Raw genomic sequence first — 23,391 nt, 5'->3', positions numbered from 1 at the left:
CTTCTTACGCAAGAAATAAGACCGCATGTTTTTTTGCCCATTTACTTTGAAACGCAAAGTTCTTTTATTCACACTATACTCAATAAAAAACAAACCGCAATTACTATGAGAGAGATGCAACCAGCCCATAATGTAGCTGTAACCATACACCGCAGCAGCTTATTAATGATGATAAAATGTAAAACGTTATTGATCTTACTAATGGCACTGACCTTGTGTACTGCAGCATACGCACAGCCGCTGGACAAAGCCAAACTTGATCAATTCTTTGACCGTCTGTCAGAAAAGGATAAGGCCATGGGAAGCCTGTTTATTTCCAAAGATGCAAATGTTCAATACACACGTTCTATCGGTTATAGCCAGATCAATGGTATCGACAAGAAACCGGCAACAGCAGCTACCAAGTACCGTATCGGTTCCGTTACAAAAATGTTCACGGCTGCCCTGATCTTTCAACTTGCAGAGGAAGGCAGACTAAAACTGACAGACCACCTAGACAAATTCTATCCACAGATCCCCAATTCCAATAAAATCACAATAGCCAATATCCTTGCACACCGAAGTGGCATTCATGACGTATCAGAAGACCAGGATGTGCGAACGCACAGAACAAGTGGAATATCTAAAGAGGATATGATGACTTTTATTGCTAAAAGCAAGGCTGATTTTGAACCCGATACAAAATATGCTTACAGCAATTCCGGTTATTTTATTTTGGGCTCTATCGTAGAAAAGGTAACCGGCAAATCCTACAATGAAGCCTTTAAAAAACAGATCGCTTCAAAGATCGGGCTTAAGGATACCTACATGGGCACCGGGAATATTGATGCGAACCATAATGAAAGTTTTTCTTACAGGTATAGCCGCGACTGGGAACAGCTGCCCATAACGCATAACAGTATTCTATTCGGATCAGGCGCCATGATCTCCACGCCAGCCGACCAGGCTAAATTCATTCAGGCACTCTTCAACGAGAAGATCGTTTCAAAAGCAAGCCTTGCTCAAATGATGCAAAATCAATTAGGTATGACCACCTTTACCTACAACGGCAAAACCTTTTATGGGCATACAGGTGGCATTGACAACTTTGGATCCTGGCTCGTTTACCAACCAGAAGAAAAGCTTGTTGTTTCTTACGCTACTAACGCAAAAGTGTACCCGGTATCCAATATCATAGATGGCGTTTTTGACATTTATTACAATAAGCCATTTACAATACCCAGTTTTGAATCAATAGCCATTAGTACAGAAGAGCTGGAAAAATATGTAGGCGTTTATTCAAGTGCTGGTGCTCCCGTAAAATTTACAGTAACCAGGGATGGTACAAAACTTTTTGTTCAATTGACCAATCAGTCTGCAATTCCGCTAGTGCCAACAGCTCCTGATAGATTTAAGATTGAATCGGCTCCCGTCGAGTTTCTATTTGACACAGCAAAAAAAGAGATGACGGTTATTCGTAATGGCCGGGAGAAGGTATTTACCAAGGAAGGCTAACCGTCGTAATAGCATCTGAAAAGTAATTACGCATATTCAAATTAGCTAGTCCGCTAAAAAAAATCCAACCATATGCAAGTATCAAACATCATGAACCGCAATACGCCTAATAGAATATATACTCTTTCTAAATGCCGTGCCACCTGCCCATCTGCACCGATGCCGTTTTTCTTTCAGGTATTAGTAGTATTCATCACTTTGCATGGTGGCGTCAACAGTTACGCTCAAGACAAATCCAATGAGATCGATAAGATCTTCAACTGGGCCACAGTAGAAACACCCGGATGCGCCTGTGCAGTCTCTCAAAACGGCAAGGTGGTCTATAACAAAGGCTTCGGTGCAGCTGACCTGGAGCGCAATGTAGCTATAAGCACCAATTCAGTCTTTGATGCGGCATCTGTAGTAAAGCAGTTTGTGGCAGCCTCAACATTGCTCCTTGTAGAAGAAGGAAAGCTCTCACTTACTGAAGACATACACAAGTATATTCCTGAATTACCGGATTACGGTAAGAAGATAACGTTAGACCACCTGCTCACTCATACCAGCGGTATCCGCGATTGGACAGGCATCATATCGCTTACTGCAGGTAATGAAGACGCCCTGACCTTGATCTTACGCCAGAAGGGGCTCAATTTTGCGCCTGGCGATGAATTTTCTTATTCTAACAGCGGCTATGTATTACTAAAAGAGATTGTGGCACGCACAAGCGGAATGTCGTTCGACGACTTCACCCATAAACGTTTGTTTGAACCACTGGGCATGCAACATACGGCCTACCGCACAGACATGAAAGTAATTGTGAAAGACCGCGCCCTTGCTTATGATAAAGGGAGCAAAGGTTGGTCGATGTCCATGAAGCTGGACAAGGATCGTGGTGGCGGCGGTGGCTTGCTTAGCACACCAAGTGACCTGTTGATCTGGAACGACGCACTAACAAACAACCGCCTGGGAAGCTTTGTTACACAGAAACTGCAAGAGCCGGCCATACTGAACCAGGGTAGGAAGCTTGGATATGCACGCGGGCTTTTCCTGGATACTTTTCGGGGTACTAAAGAAGTGTGGCACAGTGGTGGCGCCGCTGGCTATAGCACCTGGCTAGGCCGTTTTTCGGAACAAGGACTTTCTATTGCACTAATGTGTAATACAGATGCCATGGGCACATCTAACATGGCACATCGCATAGCATCACTATACCTGCCTGCTACAACAACCTCAACGGCTGATAACACAATACCACCAATAGCTGCCGATGGTGTGGATACAGTAATACTCAACTTGAATAGTCGAACAGGATTGTATTGGAGTGAAACTACCGGAGAGCCACTACGATTAGTAGTGGACCACGGCAGACTTCGTTTTGACGACGGCCCTGCACTGGTGGCGCAAGCAAAGGATCATTTTAAACGCTGGGGAACTTCCTTGCAATATATGTCAGGTGACGAGTTTACAGTCAATTTCCTCTTTCCCGACCAGTTTGAACTTAAGTCTATGGATGGCAAAACCACCCGCTATCGTCGTGCTAAGCCCTATGCCCACACAATAGAAGAACTGAAGGCATTTGCCGGACGATATAGCAGCGATGAAATAGGAATTGTTTTCCAAATAAGATCGAAAGGGGATGGTCTCCTGGCTACTATTGAACACACACCATCGTATAGTTTGCCCTTAAAGCCAGTAGATACCGACACTTTTCAATTAGGCCGTATGCTGATGCGCTTTAAACGCGATAAGTCGGGCAAAATAGTGGCACTCGATTACACCAATCCTGTGATCCACAATATTCCCTTCACGCGCTTGAACAATCCAGACAGTCATCTTTAATGCAAAAGGAAAGATCAAGCAAAGCTACTGTTCGTATTTATGTTACAACAATAGTGACCATCCTTTTATGGAATATCATATTTTCTTTTACGCCGCTATTGATGATCTCATTAATAGCCCAACCTGTACGACTTTTTGTACCTATGCTCCAAGGGTCTGTTATTGATACCATAACGACGTGGCCAATGGTAAACAAACAGGTTGACACTAAAAAATAATAGTGAATGGCGTTTGGCACGATGATTGGCTATATATAATTGTGAGTGTGGCAAGTGTGAAAGAATACACTATGAATAACGAGTGAAGAGTGAATGGTGCGTTTGACGAAGAACGATGAAAACTTAGATAAAGGGCAGCCTTCTGGCTGCCCTTATTAATTAATAAAGGAATAAGGCTGTACGGTACAAGCCTTATTCCTTTGGACTGTTGCTTTCAGCCAATTCTCTTAACTGTTTAGCCAATTCAATCACCTTTTCCATCACTTCCCCTTTTTGATAACAGGCATATACACCTTTTTGCAAAAGTTTTTCTTGCCTGGAAGGAGATAGGGATGTAGTATATACAACCACAGGAATAGACTGGTAAGCAGGGCTTTCCTTCAAAAGCGTAAGAATATCTTCTGCACCCATCTTTGGCAACGTATTATCTAAAACGATCAGGGATGGATAGAAAGAAGGGTCTATTTGTTCCAGGTAATCAAACAACATTTTTCCATTCATGAACTTCTTAACCTGGCCTGCATAGCCTATTTCAAGAAAGGCATCATCTATGATCATACGGTCGTCTTCGTCATCGTCTACCACTAAAAGGGAAAAAGTTGTTCTCTTCATAAAATGTTTTAAAACGTATTTAATAAACTTGTCTAAGGTTATTCATAGGAAAGATCAGGTACTGTTAATGTGTTTGCAACGAGTCCAATAGGAAAATAAGGTCTGCAACATTTCTTTTATCTCTTCCATATTGTCTGGCTTTTGAAAATAACCTTGCACACTCAAGGCATAAGCATGGCGCACGGATACTTTTGTAGCATTAGTAGAAATAAACACAAAGGGTATGCCCTTCGCTTTTAAGTAAGGATCGTCTTCTATACTCTTCTTAAGCTCCAATCCTGTCATCCCAGGCATGTTGATATCAGACAAGAGTATAAATGGTTGCTCTTCTGTGGTGTTTAAATAATCTAACGCTTCCTTGCCCCCGTTAAAGAAATGTATGTCATTGGTAAAACCAATAGCTTTGATAGCTTCAGCGTAAATTTCCTGGTCGTCTTTATCATCATCAATAATCACAATAGGGCCATTGATCATAACCGTTCTTTTTCTTATTGTAGAAAAATTTAGACCAGAACCAGCTCTGTAACACGTTTACTATAGATACCAACAATAGATAAGTGACTTTCTTGTTAATTACATTATTGTTGAAGAGAACACAAACTATCTTACAAAGAAATAAGCAATGCTACTGCTTTGGCTTATACAACGGCAGTAGAATTCATTCTTAAATTGAATGTGCTTTTGAGGACTACTGATGCTCTTTCAATAATAGCCTGATCAGTTTTACTGCTAACATCAGTACTGCAAGAAAACAAGAACCCGCCGCTAGCTAGTTTTATTAACTACAACGAGTTCCTGTTAGATTTAATTGGTTGGCTGTAGGGTAGGGTGAGGATCGTTGGTAAAAGAAGGATCTACTTTTATTTCTACACCCAGGTTGGTGCTGACGGCAATCCGGTTCCATGCATTTATTGTTACCACAGCCATTATAAGCTGGGCAATATATTGCTCATCAAAAAGCTTTTCAGCTGCTTTGTACGTTTCGTCGGTTAATCCTTGTTGATGAACGAGTGTTACTTCTTCAGTTATGGCCAATATAGCTTTCTCTTCGTCGGTAAATAAATCCGTTTCATTCCAGGCATTCAGTAAAAATATACGCTGAGCCGTTTCACCATTTTTAAGCGCATCTTTTGTGTGCATATCAATACAAAATGAACAACGGTTGATTTGAGAAGCTCGAATTTTTATCAGCTCCTTGTGTGATTTTTTCAGCTGAGAGGATGCTAAATAGCCTTCCAATGCGTACATAGCTTTATATGCCTGAGGTTCTACCTGGTTGATATTTAATCTGTTTTCCATTTTTATTACCATTTAATTTTTTTGATAGGGCAAAGGTCAACAACAGAAAACAGGAAAAACTTAAACTGGTTTAAGAATGTGATCTTTTTCGAATTTCACTTAAGTACTCTGGTGTAAATCCTAAAAAGGAAGCGATTAAATGCTGAGGGATCCTTTGTACAAACTCAGGATAAAGCTTATTGAAATGCTGGAAGAAATCTTCTTTAGAAAGATCATACAAGTATTTTATACGCATCTGTGAAGCTGCAAAAGCCCGTTGATAAATGAACCGGAAATAGCGTTCCATTTTAGGAAAAGCCTTCAGTAGTTCTTCCTGCGAGTGACTGTCAATGCGTAATACTTCAGTGTTTTCTACCGCCTGAATAAAGAATTCGGATGGCAACCGGCGTTCGTAAGAAATATGATCTGTCATCCACCAGGTTTCAATGGCAAATTCAGTGGTTTGCTCTGTACCTTTTTCCGTAAGAAAGAACTTACGCAAACAGCCTTTAAGAACAAAATAATGGTATTTACAAACGTTCCCTTCAACAAGTACGTTCTCTTTCTTTCTCACCTGTTGCAGTTGAAAAAAGGAGAAAATGTCCTCAAATTCTTTAACATTAATTTTGATGAACTTCTCTATATGATTCTTAAATATTTCAGACATAATGTTAGTCAGTGATATTACTTAAAATTGCCTGCAACTCACAAATTTACATAACCACTTGTACTTTTATTAATCCCCTGAACCACTACTGTTGTTTTCATCCATAGTCCAATAAAAGTTATTACTTCTACACATACTAAGATTGTTGGTCATAAAACATAACGACAGTTAGCAAACAACGATAATCAACTATAGAATAGTTTCATTTTACAACTAGCAATATTATCTTTGTAGCCTCCTCCCACATCTTCTTATTTAAGCTTTTCTTCCGTCATTCTTTTACCATTGTTTTGGAATTGTTCGAAGATTTCCGAAGCGGGGAAAAACAACTCTCAAACAAACACAAAAGCAACCCAAAGAGAAAGCTTAACCGAAAAGTAACCAACTGGCACTAGCCCTTTTTTTGCTGCCCCCAGTGTTTCCACAGAGTAAGCTTTAAACGCTCTACCAGATCTTTGGAAAAGGGTTCAGCAGGAACCGTGTTCTTGTTTAAATCAAACTGGTAAACCACTGTTTCGTCTTCTTCATCAAATTTCTTGTCATTGTTACTGTTTCTTGTACCCTGCATCAGCACAAGAGAGGATTTGGCTAACAACTGCCAATGGGTAAGATTGATTTCATTGGGAGACAGTTGTCTAAATGTAGTTCCATCGTGGTTGGATACAAAAAGGTAGGTGGGATCCTTATGGTCCTGCAGACCGTCTTTATTATAGTCGGCTACCTTTATCTCGTAGAAAATTACACCTATCGTAGCCGGTGGGTGTACTTTATACTCCATACTGGTGATCACCATCCGGCGATTTTCGTCTAATATATTAATTTGACCCGTTTGGGTATTATAGAACAGGAGATTCCAAAAGTTATTTACTGTGCGTGAACTATAACTTGAAAACACCTCTACATCGCCATCCTTTTCATTGCTGATCAATTCTTTTTATTTCAGAATAGCTGTCTATTATTTTTACCCCGCCTATGCCTACCAGCTGATCACCAGAAAAGGCGCCTAACATATAAGCGTCGTTCTTATTCAACGATTTGGGCGATTCCAGATTACATTTCTCAATGCCATACAGGCTGATCTGGTAAGCATCCGGTTTACCAATCAATTTTAGCACTTGGGTATCGGCTGGATCAACTTGTTTAATTATTATTTCCATTTCTGTTTGTCAATTTACCTTATTGGCAATGGAAGAATGGGGGGAGTATTTGTAAATACCTGTAAGCCGTAGTGTTGCTTCCTTTGCCTAACACTAATGCAAAACATAGCAACGGGGTGAGAAGCAGAATAGCATAATAGATTGCCTACACTAATTACCTGTTGATTTTCTCTTGATCAAATGCGAAGGAATGGTAATAGTTTTAATTCTGTTACTGCCTTTTATTTTCAACAATTCAAATATCATTTCAGCAGCTACTTTGCCTATTTCAAAAGCAGGTTGTACAACTACACTCAATCCAGGGTTCAACAATTCTGCAATTGGCAGGTTAGAAAAGGAAATCAGTTTTAGATCGTTGGGAATATTTACGTTCAACTTCTCGCAAACCTGGTAAGTTTGCAAGGCCAACTTCTCAAAACCGCTAAAGAGTCCATCAGGTCTTAATTTCTGCAACAGTTGCACAATCTGGTCTTCATTATTTTTAGTAAGACTGCAATCGACTACCAGTTCTTTCTTAAACTTCAGGCCAGCATCTTTAAGTGCTCGTTTATATCCCTCTAAACGATCGTTGCTGATGGCTAATTTTTCTGAAAGGGTAAGATGCGCGATCTTTTTGCAACCAGCTTCTATCAGGTGTGTAGTGGCCTTATAGCTACTCTCTATATTATCAGTCTGTATTTTAATAGCATCTACTTGCGTATCTATACGGTCGAACAGCACAATGGGAATATCTCTTTTTTGTAGCTCTTTCAATTGCTGCGCATGGTCTTTACCTGAGGATAGTGATAATAGTATGGCGTCTACTCGTCCATTTTGCAAGTGTTGTAAAAAAGCCTGCTCTTTACTTTGATCTTCATGCGTGAGATAGATCATTACATGATATCCCATTCCCTGGGCTACTGTTTCAATTCCATTAATGGCCTGTACAAAAAAATTGTTGGCTATTTCCGGAATCACAACAGCAATGGTTTGGCTACGTTGTGTACGCAAGCCCGCCGCATAAGGATTGGGTTGGTAGTTAAGCTGTTTTGCCCTTGTCAAGATGCGTTCTCTTGTTGCCTCGCTAATGTCATAGCTGTTCTTAAACGCTTTTGACACCGTGGAAACAGAAAGATTCAATTCTTTAGCCAGTTGCTTCAGGTTGACCGTACTCATAAACTACAATATAATCACTTTCCAAATTTGAGGAAACGAAATCGATTTCGGGAACGTTTCCGTAAAAAAAGTCGGAACGGGCTAACGGCTATTCTGAAAAAAGATACACCTTACCGGAAAATCAACCCTTTAGACGAATGGACCAATTCTCATTATCCGGAAAAGTTATTGTAGTAACAGGTGGCACTGGTATTTTAGGTGGCGCTTTTGTAGATGCCATTGTGGAAGCAGGAGGCACTGTAGGAATACTAGGCCGTCAGGCGCAAGTGGCAGAAGAAAGGGCGGCAGCTATCACTGCAAAAGGCGGGGAAGCCATTGCCTTAGTAGCCGATGTTATGAACCAGGAACAATTAGAGCAGGCCAAAGAGAAAGTGTTGGCAGCCTTTGGAAAAATAGATGGATTGGTGAATGCAGCAGGTGGCAATATGCCCGATGGTGTGTTACAGCCTGATGAAGACGTTTTCTCCATGAACATGGATGGCATGCGGAAGGTAATGGACCTAAATCTTTGGGGAACCCTATTGCCTACACAGGTATTTGGCAAGGCCATTTCCCAAACAGGGAAAGGAAGCATTGTAAATATATCTTCCATGAACTCAAAAAGAGCCATTACCAAGGTGTTGGGTTATAATATGGGAAAAGCGGCTGTAGATTGCTATACGCAGTGGTTTGCGGTGGAATTAGGCAAGCGTTATGGCGATAAAATACGCATGAATGCATTGGCACCTGGCTTTTTTCTTACTGAACAAAACAGAAATTTGCTAACTAAGCCGGAAGGCGGTTATACTGAACGGGGAGAGTTGGTAATCAGGCAAACGCCATTTAAGCGCTTTGGGAGCCCTGATGAACTGAAAGGCGCCTTAGTTTGGTTGCTTAGCGATGCATCGCAATTTGTAACAGGAGCCATGATTTGTGTGGATGGTGGTTTCTCCATATTTGGAGGTGTATAATTAGACTTTAAAAACGATTGAACTTATGAAAAATAGCATGCAACAAACCATGAGATGGTTTGGCCCTAACGATCCGGTTAGTCTTTCCGATATACGGCAAGCAGGATGTACTGGTGTGGTTACAGCCTTACATCATATTCCTAATGGAGAGGTATGGAGTAGTGAAGAAATATTAAAACGCAAGCGCGAAGTAGAAGAGGCGGGCATGCATTGGCTGGTGGTAGAGAGTGTGCCGGTACATGAAGCCATAAAAACACAAAGTGCAGGATTTGAGCAATACATTGAAAACTATAAGGCTTCCATTAAAAATCTAGGCGACTGTGGCATCAGAATCGTAACGTACAACTTTATGCCGGTACTGGATTGGACACGTACGGATCTTAGTTATACAGTAGCTGATGGTTCGAAGGCATTGCGCTTTGAAAAAGCCGCCTTTATAGCGTTTGACTTGTTTCTCTTGAAAAGACAGGGTGCTGAACGCGACTATACAGCCGAAGAAATAAAGCGGGCCGAAGATCGGTTTAAGGCAATGAGTGATGAAGAACGCTTGCTGCTACAACGTAACATTATTGCAGGCTTGCCAGGCAGTGAAGAGAGCTTTACGCTGCAACAATTCCAGGAAGCATTAGACACTTATAAAGGTATAGACGCCACAAAGCTTCAAAGTCACTTGGTACATTTCTTAAAAGAAGTAGTACCGGTAGCTGAATCAGCCGGCGTACACATGGTTATTCATCCAGACGACCCGCCAAACGCTATACTAGGCTTACCAAGAGTGGTAAGCACTGCAAAAGATATTGAAGAATTGATTAAGGCAGTACCCTCACTACACAATGGCTTATGCTTTTGTACCGGATCTTTTGGTGTGCGGCCGGATAATGACCTGCCGGGCATCGTTAAGCAATTTGGAGATCGAATCAATTTTGTGCATCTCAGAAGTACGCGCCGCAATGAGAACGGGGATTTTTTTGAAGACAATCATTTAGATGGTGATGTAGATATGTATAAAGTTGTAAAAGCGTTGGTAGAAGTAATGCAGGAACGCCAGGTAGATATTCCTATGCGTCCGGACCATGGCCACCAAATGTTGGACGATTTGAAAAAGAAAACCAATCCCGGTTATTCAGCTATTGGAAGATTAAGAGGGCTAGCTGAATTAAGAGGATTGGAATATGGGATTTTACGATCTTTAAGCTAATAGTTTACAGGGGACAGTTGACAGATGATAGTAGCCCGCTGTCTACTGTCCTCTATCATCAAATTGGCGTACTGAATATTATGATTGGGAAATAGACTTTTGTTTTTAATAGAAACTTCATTAGACAAATAAAAAGCCGGTATGATTGCATACCGGCTTTTACTATTTATAAAGTATCATTTCTTATTTTTCAAGCAAGCCATCTTTCTTCCAATTCGTTAAAACCAAAATAGTAGAATCGGAAAGCTTAGCATGCTTAAATGGCATGAATCCTCTTTCACCAGGGTTCTTTTGAATGCGTGTAAGGATCTCGTCGATATCAGTCTTAACGGCCTGATAGGTGTTATAAGGCGTTTTATTTCCTTGTGTTGGTATATGACAAGGAGAACAATTACCAGAAATAATAGGTTGAACGTTAGCGACATATGTCATTTTAACGGGAGCGATTTGTGCTTTTTTAGAAGAAGTACAAAAAGACAAAACCACCGCTACAGATAAAAACAGGACTACGGAGAGCTTTCTCATAAAGTTTTGTTTAGAAATAAAATTGCTGTCGAAAGATAAAAGTATTTCTTCAACTAAAAACAAGCTTTTCTTGAGTATTAACGTTAAATAACATACAGGTGGGAGAGAGTTTAGGGCTGTGGTTTAGTATATAAGCTTACACGTTTACTAGTTTTACCACTAGTATTTTAGTGATTTATGACCATTTTAAGCAGTTTCTGAAGTGATTTACCCGCTTTATTTATATATGTGTTACAGGTTTTAATATCTACACAAGTTGGTTGTTCCTCTTTAAATGTATGGAGTTACTGTAATAAAGTTTCTGCATTAGGTGTTTGGCCGGGTGCAAAAACGGGCTGTTGGTTGACAAAGTACATATCAATTTCGCCCACATTCTTTGCATAGATCTTACCGCGGTAACTGCATTCGTAACGGTCTTTAATAAGGTTATAAAAGCTTTCTGAGACATTTACCTGTCCGGGTGCGCCATTACTCTCCATACGACTGGCGATATTGACTGTGCTACCCCAAATATCATAGGCGTATTTTTTCTTACCTACTACACCTGCCACAATTGGTCCGGCATGAATACCTATGCGTACATCCCAAGGTTCTAGACCGAGCGCAAGACGGCCCTGATTGCGATGGGTAATGTATTGCTGCATTTCAAGGCTGGCTTTTATGATATTGTAGGCATGGTCAGGGTCTGGACTAGGTATGCCGCCAGCGCACATGTAGGAGTCTCCAATAGTTTTAATTTTTTCAAGGTGGTTTCTTTCAATGATATCATCAAAGGCCATGAAGCAGGCATTTAATTCCTGCACCAGCTCCTGGGGTGTCATTTTCTCTGCCAGCGAGGTAAAACCTTTGAAATCGGTAAATAAGACCGATACTGTATCATAATTGCGTGGCGTTGCCTGTCCTTCATTCTGTAACTCTTTGGCTACTTCTGCTGGTAGTATGTTTAGCAGTAAGTGTTCTATTTCGGCCTTTTGCTTATCCAGTATTTTATTGATCCTTACTTTGGCTTTGTAGTTACGGAAGATGATAAAGGCAATCAGGAACACTAAGACTAAGCCTATAGTGAGCGCATTCTTAAATAGTTTTTGTCTTCTTAGCTCAGATTCCTGTAATATTTTATCCTTTGTCAGCAAGTTAATCTCACCTTGCTTTTTCTGCAGGTCAAAATCGAATTGCATGCTGGCTAGTTTCTTATCGGTTTCAATATTGTAAAGCGTATCTTTTATATCTGTGTACAATGATTGATAACGAAAGGCTTCATCGAAATGTTTAGTAGAAGCAAAGGTGGCTGCCATGCCATTATAGATATCTTTCAGTTCATCACGGGCATTGATATGGCGACCAATGGATTCTGCTTGTTTAAAATAGCTAAGGGCTATAGTGGGCTCTTTTTTAGCGGTATAGGTATTGGCTAGTCCTAACAAAGATTGTACTACGTATAATTTATTCTCAGCTTTCTGGGCTGTATTCAGTGCTTGTGTATGATAATTTAACGCCAGGTCAAACTTGCCTTGCTTTTTGTATTCTTTTGCAATGGCATTATAAGCATAGGGGATGTTCTCATTGTTTTTGGAAGCTTTATAGATCGCTAATGATTTATCGAAATAGAACAAGGCTTTGGTGCTATTCCCTTGGTTGGCATACACTTCACCAATATTAACAGCTGTAGTACCTATACTATTAGTGTCTTTTACTTCTTCTGCCAAGGGCAAGGCTTTTAAGTAATAGAAGAGGGCTTTATCGTATGTTTCACGTTTTAGCGAATACGTGCCACCAATATTGTTCATGGCATATAGAATGCGCGTTTTGTCGCTGGTTTGCTCAGCAAATTTTAGTGACTCAAGGTAGCATTTCAACGCGTTTTGATAGTCGCCCTGAATACTGTAGATAACGCCAATATTATTAAGGATGTTAGATACGCCAATCAGGTCATTGGTGGCTTGGAAGATCTCTTTGGATTGTGTCCAGTTGTGAATGGCATCTAAAAACTTGCCCTGATTTAAATAGACCAGTCCAATATTCTTAAAAGCAATAGCTTCTCCTTTTTGAAAGCCTTTTTGGTTAGCCAGCTCTCTTGCCTGTTTACTAAGCAGCAAAGCGGAATCAGGATTGGTATTGATCAATTCTTTGCTTTTTGCCAGCCAATCATTGATCTTAACTGTATCCTGTGTTGTATATTCTTTAGTTTGACCGTTTACAAATTGGGGGAAAGAACAAATACACAATGCAATTAATAAAGGACGCCACGTAATAATCATCTTTTTATCTTTTCAATGAATGAAATGATTTGTGAATGATCACAGGGTTGGGATAGGCGTTAGGTTGCTCTGTTATCTTTTAATAACTGAAACTGTTTGATAGGTATCACCTGTTCTAATACGAATGAAGTACATGCCATTGGTTAAGCCAGTCAGATCGATTTCACACTGGCTGTCCGATTGCTTTTTCCAACCACGAATAGGCAGTATTTTACCATTTGCATCAAATAGTTGAATGTCTTTATAACCGATAATTGCTTTCGGTATTTGAATGATAACTCTTCCAGTAGTAGGATTTGGAAATACCAGCTTCTCTACTTTATCATTACTTACGATACTTGATTCATCACGCTCCTTGGCTCGAGCTGTTGTAATAGGACCGCAGCGGTTAGATGTAGAGCTGGCTTCACTACCTACAGACGTTTTTTGGTTTACATCATAGGTGCTAACTGACCAGATCAACTTCTGGCCGTCAAACGGAATTTGGAATGGATATGTGCCTGGCAGGAATAGTTTGGGTTGTTGGCCACTATATTTTCCCGTAGCTATGATGTTATTGTCTGGCCCAATAGGAATATATACGGCAGTTGCATTATCGTTTGTATAAGTAAAGTGCGCGATATAATCGAAGCCAGATGAATTTCCTGGCGCATATTCAACACATTCCAGGGAAGGCTTGATCTTTTTAGCACCTTTACCTTTTGGATTTACATACAGCGTACCGGCAATGTAAGTAATAGTATAACTGCTTTGATTCGTTACCGTCAGGTTAGATGGCGTAATAGGATAGAGTCCGGCCTCGCCTTTATACAATGGACTCAATGTAAGTGTTGGTCCTGATATTCTCCTATCATTGTTCTTTAACCCATTGATCGTAGCTGTTAAAGCAGGAGTCTGATCACCTTTAAAGATGACCTTATCATCAGCTATAACATCTAAGCCTGCTTTGGTAATGGTTAGCGTTCCAGGAGTTAGGCGTAGTGAATAGTTTCTTACGCTATCAGCATTTATTGTAATAGGGAAGGTGTTAACTGGAGAACTTTGGTTAGCGGTAGTAGTTGCTACTGGCTGTGGTGATAAAACACTGCTGTTCTCTCCATTCACCAGGCCCTGGTAAGAAAGTGTCAGTGCTGGATTTGGGTCACCATAAGCACGAGTAATATTATTGGCTGTAATGAATAATGGTGCTTTTGTGATGGTTAGGCTGTCGACTTCAAATCTGATATCATAATTGGGTGAAGTATAACCTGATGGCAAAATTGCATAGGTACCTACTTGTATAGCAGTGGTAGCAGTACCCGTAAAGGTTAACGTGCCCTGTAAATTAGCAGGCGTGTCGCCATTTAAAAAGCCTGTATAAGAAACTGTAAAATTGCTAGTTGTCTTGCCATCATATACCTTAGTTTTTTTATCGGCTTTAACAGTTAATACAGCTAAGGAAATCGTCAGCTTGCCAGTCAAGTAACGGGCTATATAGCTAGCTGGCGCTTTAAATGGCAAGTTAGCTGGCGTAATGGTGTACTCCCCAACGGGTAGTGGTTTGGTAATATCCACTGTCACGCCATTTTTAGTTACTATATATTGAGGGGGACCACTTAGGATCTGATCGTCCGTATTATCATATTGGTAGCCTGATGTAGCAAAATTAAAAGCGATCGGTTGGCCATAGGCGATAGTGGTGTCTTTGGGTTTAACCGTGAGTGTAGCTGGCAGAATATGCAATAGTGACAAATTGTAGCGTATATCCAGGTTCTTATTCAATAAGGCCGCCGGTACTACTCTGTGTGTGCCAGCCGCATAGCCTGTAATCATATTGATAGGCTTAAGTATAGCTGGCTGATTGCTATTTACATAAACATCTGTTGAGTCAATAATAGCTACTGTATTTACATTGCTTGAATTAGAAATAGCATTGACCAGGTAGGCTGGATTAACCAGGTAAGCTGGGTTGGTTACTAAGATGTTATTTACCGTGGCGCTACCATTGACCAGATATGCTGGATTCACTATGGTTTTAGAAGTAGTATTTACCAGGTAGGCAGGGTTGACCAAGTAAGCCGGATTTACCAAATAGGCTGGATTTACCAAATAAGCCGGGTTAACAAGTGTTGAAGTGGCTGGGTTAACCTGATAATCAAAAACCGTTTGTGGTGAGATATCGATAATAGTTGTTTTACCTGCTACACCGTTTACTAAGTAAGCGGGGTTTACTAATTCGCGGGCATATTGTAAGGCCGGCGGTGATACCAAAAAACTTAGATTGTTAAGGTCCTGATCGGTAAGGGTGCGATCGCTGTTCACCAGATAGGCCGGGTTGACCAGCACTACTGCGTTATTTACAATATTGCCCTGGTGTAAGGAGGTTAATGTTTGGCGGAAACTAGCCGTGTCTGCAATAGAAGTACCTGTGTTATAGCTATAATTAAATTGAAAATCAGAAATGTTTTCACCATACTGAATGGTTTTTTCTACGGGCGTTATAGTGATTGGCAGTTTTACAATATTGAGTAAGCTATTTGTAAATGAATAGCTGAATGATTCTAATAAACCAGCATCTGTTGCATTGTTGGGATCAAATACACGTCGGGGTTCAATAGAATAAAAGCCAACCTGGCTGGTGTCTTTAGCTTCTGTAATGAATTTCAGCGAGTCAAGGCCCAACTGTTTTAGCGTATAGTTGGTGCTGTCTAAGCGTACGCCATCTACACGAATTGTTGCTGTGAAGGTTGGCAGGCTTTCGAAGTACTTTTTAGTAAGTGTGTCAGCTTTAACAGTGACCAATTTTTTAACTGTATTGAAGAAGAACAGGCTATTGGAAATACCGCCATCAAGTCCCGATGATGATTTGGCGGGTGTAGTCACATCAATGGATGGGTTGCCTGTAAATGTTGGTATTTCAGCTGTTAATGCTGTTCCATTTACGAAGGTTGTTTCTAAAGGTGTGCCCCTTAGACGTATCTCTGAATTAGGGCTTAAATAATTGCCCGTAACTGTCAGTGTGAATGATTGTTCACCCGGTGTTGTATTAGAAGGATAGGATAAAGAGATGATCTCTGGTCTTGGGGCCGCAAAGGTTTGCATGGATTTGTACGGTTGAATAAAACCATAGCCTGTACTATCATCATAACCTGAAGCACCCATGTTTAATGCCTCCACTTTTAATAAGCCGCGCAGAGAGTCTGGTGTTAAATGGTAGTGGCTAAAAGAATCCATACCCTCTATCAACAAAGCCGCTACACCAGCTGCATGTGGAGCTGCAGCGGAGGTGCCAAAAAAGTTGGGGAACAGGTCGCCATCAATATTCGGTGTTCCAAAATCTACTGTAGTGTTTCCTCCATTGGGTGCTACAAAATCGGGTTTCAACCTGTCAACTCCACTTATTTTCAATCCTCCTCTGGAAGAGAAAGAAGCAATAGTTGGTGTAGCCACGCCAAATGGCGGTGTATTCAAGTATAAAGCAGCGCCAATGGTCAAGGCTTTCGGATGGTTGGCTTGCCCTATAATGGTTGACAGTCCGGATTGGTATTCATTAATGGTTGCTTGGCCGCGGAATATGATGTATTTGAAGCGAACATTGCCAGTACCTGCTGCGCGAACGATGAGGATATTCGTTTCTGTTCTGGAGGTTACGGTAATAGGGAGAAACTCAAAAGGATCGGCGTTCAGATTATTACGATTAAAGCCATAACGGGGAGTGCCGTCGTTATTATCCAGGTAAATATCAAAGTCATTTTGTGTGCCGGGAAACTCGCCGTTAGAATAGAAGGCATCGTCCCATTGAAGCACTATGGTATAGGTGCCGGGATCTAATGTGATCTTTTGATAGATGTCACCATTTTGAAAGTTATGTGCTTGCCCCGTAAGACCGGCAGGAGCAGGTACCGGGTTGAAAACACCTTCATGGCCACGCGTTCCAAAGTTGCCGGCAGATGTAAAATAGGCTGTACCTTGGTTTACAACATTATTTACAGCGTTTGCAATCTGACCGTCTTTAAAGAAAGGCTCCGTTACCATAGTGATATCATCAACAATAATGTTGCAGCCTGCATTGTGTAATTCCTGAATTCCTGCAGCCATATCGCCAGCTGTAATAAAACCGGTACGAAATGCCAGTTGGGCTTTAGGAGCAATATCATGAATAATTTGGAGCATGGCTCTTCCTTCATCGGGCCGTCTACCCAACGGATATTCTTTTAAAACCTGTACTGGAGTTGAGTTCACTGGATTATTTGGCCGGCCAGGAAGGTCGCCGTTTGCTACATCTATTGCTGCATTGCCAAGTGTATTATAGCTATCAGAAATAACGCCTACTTTAACCCCTTTGCCCGTTAAGCCATATCCATTACGTACAAAGTTGGATTGCATGGCACTATCACCTGCTGTTTGTGTAACACCGCTATTGCTGATGGAGGGATATAGGGGACGTGCATAATCAATCAGGTTGGGAAGTGCATTTAACTTAAATAGATTTTTTATTGGGAAAACACCTGTTAAAATCAATGGGTTACTTCCATTTGAAATCAGGCGTGTAAGTCCGTAAGATGGTTTTACAAGTGTATCTCTTAATTCATTTTGTTTGCCGTTTAAGGCAATAACATCGACATATACGCTATCGCTTGATAAAATAAAAATAGATTCCGCTTTATCGCTAACGCTGCCAAAATTTTGATATAAGGAAGAAAGTTCAGAACCAATCAGGTCGTTAACTTTTCCGGGTGTTGATGGTGGATAATAGGGGAGCATTGATGCTTGGAAAGCGGCAAACTCCAGGAGAATTCCACTATTTATAACGATCTGCTTGGTAGTCCAAACGGCTCCGATCAATTTTTGGGAAGTGGAGCCAGCGCCTAAGGTGACACTTCCAAAAGGAGCCCAGATCGTTCCCTGCCATGCAGTAGTAGCTGTACCAACATTACCATTGTTAATGGTCCATGCATATCCAGTGGTAGTTCCTTGGCCGTGTGTTTCAGCAAAAACTCTTGATGGGCTTCCACCATTAATAATATCAGTAGCGAATTTACCCATCATGGCATCACCATGAATATAAATTTTAATGGTTCCGGTAGTATTACCACCAAAGTCAAAAATGAATTTGTTGACAGTTCCAGAATTTTTGATAGAACGGAAGGTATATATACCTGTGCCCTTAAGTTTCAAACTTTGATTACCCGTTAAAATAACATCTCGGTACTCTCCGGGGCCAACACTATCTGTTTTGACAATATCTCTTTGTCCTGGATTGGGAAAGGTGGTAATGGCAGGTAGCTCAGGCATAGTTGGTATAGCTGGTGTTCCCAATATTTCGCTACCGCTTGGTTTGGGGCCTCTATACTTTGTACCATTGGGGTGGGTGATGTTTCCTTGTACAGTACCTGCTCCAATGGTAATGTTGCCGGCAGCATCTATATTTCCAATGATGCTAGTACTGGATCCGCTCAAAAAGGCAGGGTTAGTGGAAGTAGTGTTTGCAACAGTAATATTTCCAGTAATGGTATTTCCATTTCCTAGTACAATAGCCCCATTGCTATTTAGGTTACCTGTAACTATTACTCCATTGCTGGTTTGTATCAGGGAATTGGTACCTATAGCACCGCCTTTTATTATTGTACCTGATGCTATCGTTATACCACAAGTAGAGGAGGTACTGCAATTTCCACCAAAGAGAACGAAATCATTGATTTTTAATGATTGAGCAAACAGCGATGAAATTGTAGAACTAAGAACGAGTAACAGTAATGTGCTATAAAAATAGACAAGGTTCCTAAACAGTTTCATTTTTGGTTGTTAGGCGTTAGAAAAGTGGAGTCGTCATAGCACAGATAGGTGCAGCATTACTGCAATACCATAGGATTAATGTTGTGTTGTAAGGGTAGTAAAAAAGATAGGGTATTACTGTTAGTTTGAATTACTTAACAAACACTAATTCAATCATCTAGAGGAAGAAAGCAAGGGGATGGGATAAAAATGTATTCGTGAAATTACACTTTTATTTCTTTTTTCGTAACAATATTGCAATGATTAAATGACAAATGGCCCATTAGCCATAAATAGACTGTGATCGGTTGTTCATTGTTGAAATGCCATTGATAATCAATAAAAAACTTAAGTAAGTATTTTCTGTTTTATTTATGAGTTTATTAAAGAGCGTCAATGGCTGCCGGCTCTCTGTAAATAGGGGTTAATAAATAGTTTCAACATACGTATATACTTATAAAAATGATTATATTAGATGAATGAGGGAATTGATATTCAGCATATTAAATATTCGAATATCTGAATCCAAATATGTATTTGATCTACTTAAAGTGCAATTCTTTATTGGTCTTGCCAATGCGCTGATCAATATCGTTGCTTTTACCCTCTTTATACATACGTTCGCCATAACTGGTTTAGCCTATGCATTTTTAGGAATTGCTTTTTTTCTCTTACTCATTAATTTGATGTATGAAAAGCTGGAACAACGTTTTACACCTATCCAGCTATTGCGTTCCATTCTTATAGCATCTCTATTTGTTTTTCTGGCATTTTGGTCAGGCCTTGTAGTAGCCCACTCGCATGTTTTTATTTATTGCATATTGATCTGTAGCACCTTGTTCTACATGATAACGAGTTATGCTTTTTGGGGTATTGTTTCTTTATTATTCAATATTCGCGAAAGCAAAAGGGTTTTTTCAATAGTAGGTTCTGGAGACATACCTGCAAAACTCATTGGTTATGCTGCAACACCATTACTGATTCCTATTACTGGTGTTCCCAATCTTTTATTGTTGGCCGTTGTGTTTATGGGAACGGCCTTTATCTTATTAAACCGCTTAGCCCATAAAAGCACCTGGCAGTCCATTTTGCGCAGGGCTCATGCGCATACGCAACATCATACTGAAAGTCATCCCATTAAAAAGGGTAGAATAGAAGCCTTCTTTAGAAGTGAGCTCATCTTTTCCATATCACTTCTCTCTATTCTAAGTTATAATGTATTTGTACTTATTGATTATACATTTATAAGCCAGGTTAAAAGTCGTTTTTATGATCTAACGAATCTTGCTGCCTTTATAGCTCAGTTCTTTGCTTTTGGAAGGATCATTGCGCTTGTATTAAAATTGACTTTTTCTAGTCGTGCAATAGAACGGTTGGGTATAATAGCCTGTTTGTCTTTTACTCCTGTTACCTTGTTTTTATTTTCCTGTACATTCTTCTTTACTTATGACGTCACCTATACTGTATTCATTTTTGGTATCATGGCCTTACTTACAGAGGTGTTGCGGTCAACTATCCAGGAGCCCGTCTTTTTGATTCTCTTTCAGCCTTTGAGCGAACACTTACGCTTGAAGGGGCACATCATTGCTAAGGGTTATATGTTTCCAATCTCTTTGGTTGTGGTAGGTTTGTCGTTGATCTTATTTCCTGTAATGGGATTGCCCTTTACCATTATGACGACTATTAAGGTATTGCTGGTCAACCTGGTAGTTTGGGCTGTTATCATCTTTATGATCAAAAAAGCCTATGTCAAGGTGTTACACTATTCCATACAAAAAGGTGTGTATAATGGTGAGGATCTTAAGGTTTCGGATCATAAAACCATAGAATTATTACTTAAGAAGGTTGAAGAAGGTAAGGATGTAGAGATCATTTATGCATTAAAGCTTTTAGAAAGCGCTTCTTATCAAGATCTGGATGAGCTACTTAAGAAACAGCTCTATTCACCGTTGAAGGAAGTTAAGAAATATGCATTGTTTAAATTAGAAGAAAGGGAACAATTAGATGTAACTCTTTTACATGATCTATTGGCAACAGAAGAAGAAAGAGAAGTAAAAGAACGGATTGTGGATCTACTTTGCCAATTAGATGCCAGTTTCCTTAAAACCATATCGGGCTTGATTTCTCAACAAGACTATGCGACCCGTAAAATTATCATTCATCACCTGCTGAGTCAGAAAGAGTTTTCTTTCTTATATACAGCTTCGAAGGAAATTCATTCATTGATTACTTCACCATTTCCTAAGGAACGTGAGCAGGCATTGGAAATTATCAGTGAATTAAGTGATATAAAGTTTACTGATGCTATTGAGGTTTTGCTGGAAGATAATGAGCCAGCTATTCGACGTAGCGCTATTATAGCAGCCTGCAGGCTGCATATACAGAAGTTACTTCCTGTTATCCTTCAATTATTAAAAGAACAACCAACTAAATACCTTGCGCTACATGGTTTGCAAGTGTATGGCGATGTGTTGTTTAATGATATAAAGACATTGCCAACGCCACTTTTAAGCATACACAAGCAAGAGTTGATCAAGATTGCCGGAAAGAGTAAGGGCACACATTCAACTGCATATTTACTATCTCAACTATCGGATGCACCTGATAATAATGATAGGATCATTCATGCATTATGGATGAAATCATATGTGGCAGAAACACCGGAGCAGATGCACCAGTTTAAACCACTTCTTAAGTATTATATTAAAAACGGCTTTGAAAAGATTGCTTATTGTAAAGAAGTGCCACTTGTAAAAGGGTATCATCTTATCCGGCAGTCTTTACTAAGCGAAATTGAAAGTGATGTAACGACGGCACTGAAACTGTGCATAATTTTATATCACAATAAAGAAATAAACCGCTTGTTGGAACTGGTAGCTTTTAATAAAAACAATAAACTATTCAACGCGATGGAGATGTTGGAATGGACGCTTCCAAAGAAATTATCCATGCAAATAAACAGTTTAATTGACTTTGTATTGGAGCCCACTTTCAATAAGCGTACAGCTGCCAATTTTGATCCGGTAGCCTTTTTGAACAAAGTGCTGGTGGTGCAATCTCAATCTTTCAATATTTGGACGAAAGCCGTATGTATCTATTGTTCTATTGAAAACCAACAATCGGGAGTTATCAGGGAACTGAATGCGGAGAGTGATTTAAGCAATCATTATATAATCAACGAAACCAGGGCCTACGCTCTGCAAGCCATTTAATACTTATTCTATGCTTATTATTGAAAAGGTTTTACTCATGAAGAGTTCGGAGATTTTTCAGAACTGTAAAGAGACGGACTTAATTGAAATAGCTGCGGTATGTGAAGAGTGTTATTTTGATAAAGAGGTTACTATTTTTAAAAAAGGAAGCTACGGGCACTGTATGTACTTTATTTACAAAGGACAAGTATCCATTCACGATGATCAGCACCAACTGGCTGTATTAGGGGATAATGAGATTTTTGGTGAATTGTCATTGTTGGATTCAGAAACCCGATCTGCCAGTGCAACCACCATAACCGATTGCATTATGCTTAAAATTGAGCAGGACGATTTTTTTGATATCATGGCTACCAATACAGATGTATTGAAAGGGATAATGAAAACACTTTGTAAACGATTAAGAGAGCAAGATCGTGTAACTATTGAGATGAAAAAGATGGTTAGTAGCCACTCTTAATGTGTTGCCAGCATAGAATAATGCTTTTGCATTACTGGTTCTCTCCACTGTTTGGAGGTGAGGGTATGATAATGGTGATTTTTGATAAAGTTTAATTGGATATCATCCCATTCTTCTTTTGAGGATACGAATCCATAGTTTAATGATTCCTGAAATAAGTTATCAGCTATAACTGAAAAATCCTCCCGACCCAAGTAGTCCAGGTCTGCATCACAAATGATCTGTTGTAAGTGTGTTTTGGGATTTTGTGGAATGCGCGTGGCCATGATCAGGCCAAGAATAAGATCATTGTCTTCCTGACTAAATGAATAGGACCTTGTTTCTTCCAGGAAGATAGTACAGCTTTTTTCTTCATGCCCTTTGTATACTTTCAAAAAACCCGTATCGTGATAAAGGGCTGCCACTTTCAGCAGAAATAGGGTTTTCTCATTTGTAATATTCTCGGCTCTTGCAATTTTTTCCGCCATCTCTGTAACATCTAAAGTATGTGTCACATTGTGATACGTGAGACGGGAATCTAAGTTGCCCAATAAACGGATAACATTTGACTTAAGCTGAAGAAACTGGTGGCTGTACATGACAGGCGAAGAGGGGTTTAGGGGTTACGCAAGCATTCCACTACAGTAGTATTG

General features: G+C 40.1%; 17 protein-coding genes. 6 read left to right on the top strand and 11 right to left on the bottom strand.

The features are described 5' to 3' along the window. Positions 1 to 105 precede the first annotated feature (105 nt). Entirely contained in the window at positions 106 to 1,494 is a 1,389-nt protein-coding gene (locus tag SY85_RS03220; protein ID WP_158512925.1) for a serine hydrolase domain-containing protein, read from the top strand. Between the two features lie 72 nt (positions 1,495 to 1,566). Continuing rightward, on the top strand, positions 1,567 to 3,315 hold the full coding sequence (locus SY85_RS03215; RefSeq protein ID WP_066401781.1) for a serine hydrolase: 1,749 nt from the start codon (positions 1,567 to 1,569) through the stop codon (positions 3,313 to 3,315). Between the two features lie 410 nt (positions 3,316 to 3,725). On the opposite strand, the gene SY85_RS03205 is transcribed toward SY85_RS03215, so the two are convergent. From SY85_RS03205 to SY85_RS03175, 7 genes are all read right to left on the bottom strand, one after another. Further along, positions 3,726 to 4,145 carry a response regulator gene (locus SY85_RS03205; protein WP_066401779.1) on the bottom strand — a complete coding sequence of 140 codons (420 nt, stop codon included), beginning with the start codon at positions 4,143 to 4,145 and terminating at the stop codon, positions 3,726 to 3,728. Between the two features lie 54 nt (positions 4,146 to 4,199). Further along, complete coding sequence (locus SY85_RS03200; RefSeq protein WP_066401778.1) at positions 4,200 to 4,619, bottom strand: response regulator; 420 nt, start codon at positions 4,617 to 4,619, stop codon at positions 4,200 to 4,202. Between the two features lie 330 nt (positions 4,620 to 4,949). After that, complete coding sequence (locus SY85_RS03195) at positions 4,950 to 5,444, bottom strand: carboxymuconolactone decarboxylase family protein (RefSeq protein ID WP_066409284.1); 495 nt, start codon at positions 5,442 to 5,444, stop codon at positions 4,950 to 4,952. 70 nt (positions 5,445 to 5,514) lie between these two features. Next, the gene (locus tag SY85_RS03190) at positions 5,515 to 6,090 is read right to left on the bottom strand and encodes a Crp/Fnr family transcriptional regulator (protein ID WP_066401777.1); all 576 of its coding nucleotides are present in this window, start codon (positions 6,088 to 6,090) and stop codon (positions 5,515 to 5,517) included. Positions 6,091 to 6,481: 391 nt separating this feature from the next. Next, positions 6,482 to 7,018, bottom strand: a complete 537-nt coding sequence (locus SY85_RS03185) for a hypothetical protein (protein WP_066401776.1) — start codon at positions 7,016 to 7,018, stop codon at positions 6,482 to 6,484. Continuing rightward, positions 7,005 to 7,247: a hypothetical protein gene (locus SY85_RS03180; protein ID WP_066401775.1), complete on the bottom strand. Its 243-nt coding sequence runs from the start codon at positions 7,245 to 7,247 to the stop codon at positions 7,005 to 7,007. The genes SY85_RS03185 and SY85_RS03180 overlap by 14 nt, the downstream gene beginning before the upstream one ends. Before the next feature lie 150 nt (positions 7,248 to 7,397). Beyond that, positions 7,398 to 8,402, bottom strand: coding sequence for a LacI family DNA-binding transcriptional regulator (locus tag SY85_RS03175; RefSeq protein WP_066401774.1), 1,005 nt, complete (start codon positions 8,400 to 8,402; stop codon positions 7,398 to 7,400). A 137-nt stretch (positions 8,403 to 8,539) separates the two neighbouring features. Between SY85_RS03175 and SY85_RS03170 the strand changes: the two genes are divergently transcribed. Beyond that, positions 8,540 to 9,352, top strand: a complete 813-nt coding sequence (locus SY85_RS03170) for an SDR family oxidoreductase (protein ID WP_066401773.1) — start codon at positions 8,540 to 8,542, stop codon at positions 9,350 to 9,352. Positions 9,353 to 9,377: 25 nt separating this feature from the next. Next, positions 9,378 to 10,550: a mannonate dehydratase gene (uxuA, locus tag SY85_RS03165; protein ID WP_226998982.1), complete on the top strand. Its 1,173-nt coding sequence runs from the start codon at positions 9,378 to 9,380 to the stop codon at positions 10,548 to 10,550. 183 nt (positions 10,551 to 10,733) lie between these two features. On the opposite strand, the gene SY85_RS03160 is transcribed toward uxuA, so the two are convergent. The 3 genes from SY85_RS03160 to SY85_RS03150 all read right to left on the bottom strand — a co-directional run bounded on the left by SY85_RS03160 (position 10,734) and on the right by SY85_RS03150 (position 19,108). After that, positions 10,734 to 11,075, bottom strand: coding sequence for a hypothetical protein (locus SY85_RS03160; RefSeq protein ID WP_066401772.1), 342 nt, complete (start codon positions 11,073 to 11,075; stop codon positions 10,734 to 10,736). Positions 11,076 to 11,359: 284 nt separating this feature from the next. Beyond that, entirely contained in the window at positions 11,360 to 13,333 is a 1,974-nt protein-coding gene (locus tag SY85_RS03155) for an adenylate/guanylate cyclase domain-containing protein (RefSeq protein ID WP_082886272.1), read from the bottom strand. A 72-nt stretch (positions 13,334 to 13,405) separates the two neighbouring features. Next, positions 13,406 to 19,108, bottom strand: coding sequence for an MBG domain-containing protein (locus SY85_RS03150; RefSeq protein ID WP_066401771.1), 5,703 nt, complete (start codon positions 19,106 to 19,108; stop codon positions 13,406 to 13,408). 458 nt (positions 19,109 to 19,566) lie between these two features. On the opposite strand from SY85_RS03150, the gene SY85_RS03145 reads away from it, so the two are divergent. Then, the gene (locus tag SY85_RS03145; protein WP_066401770.1) at positions 19,567 to 22,299 is read left to right on the top strand and encodes an MFS transporter; all 2,733 of its coding nucleotides are present in this window, start codon (positions 19,567 to 19,569) and stop codon (positions 22,297 to 22,299) included. A gap of 10 nt (positions 22,300 to 22,309) precedes the next feature. Beyond that, positions 22,310 to 22,759, top strand: a complete 450-nt coding sequence (locus SY85_RS03140) for a cyclic nucleotide-binding domain-containing protein (RefSeq protein ID WP_066401769.1) — start codon at positions 22,310 to 22,312, stop codon at positions 22,757 to 22,759. On the opposite strand, the gene SY85_RS03135 is transcribed toward SY85_RS03140, so the two are convergent. Beyond that, the gene (locus tag SY85_RS03135) at positions 22,756 to 23,337 is read right to left on the bottom strand and encodes an HD domain-containing protein (protein WP_066401768.1); all 582 of its coding nucleotides are present in this window, start codon (positions 23,335 to 23,337) and stop codon (positions 22,756 to 22,758) included. The two genes, SY85_RS03140 and SY85_RS03135, sit on opposite strands and share 4 nt — an antisense overlap. Between the last annotated feature and the right edge of the window lie 54 nt (positions 23,338 to 23,391).

Source organism: Flavisolibacter tropicus (assembly GCF_001644645.1).
GTDB lineage: Bacteria > Bacteroidota > Bacteroidia > Chitinophagales > Chitinophagaceae > Flavisolibacter > Flavisolibacter tropicus.
This window is presented reverse-complemented; position numbering and strand designations above follow the sequence as displayed.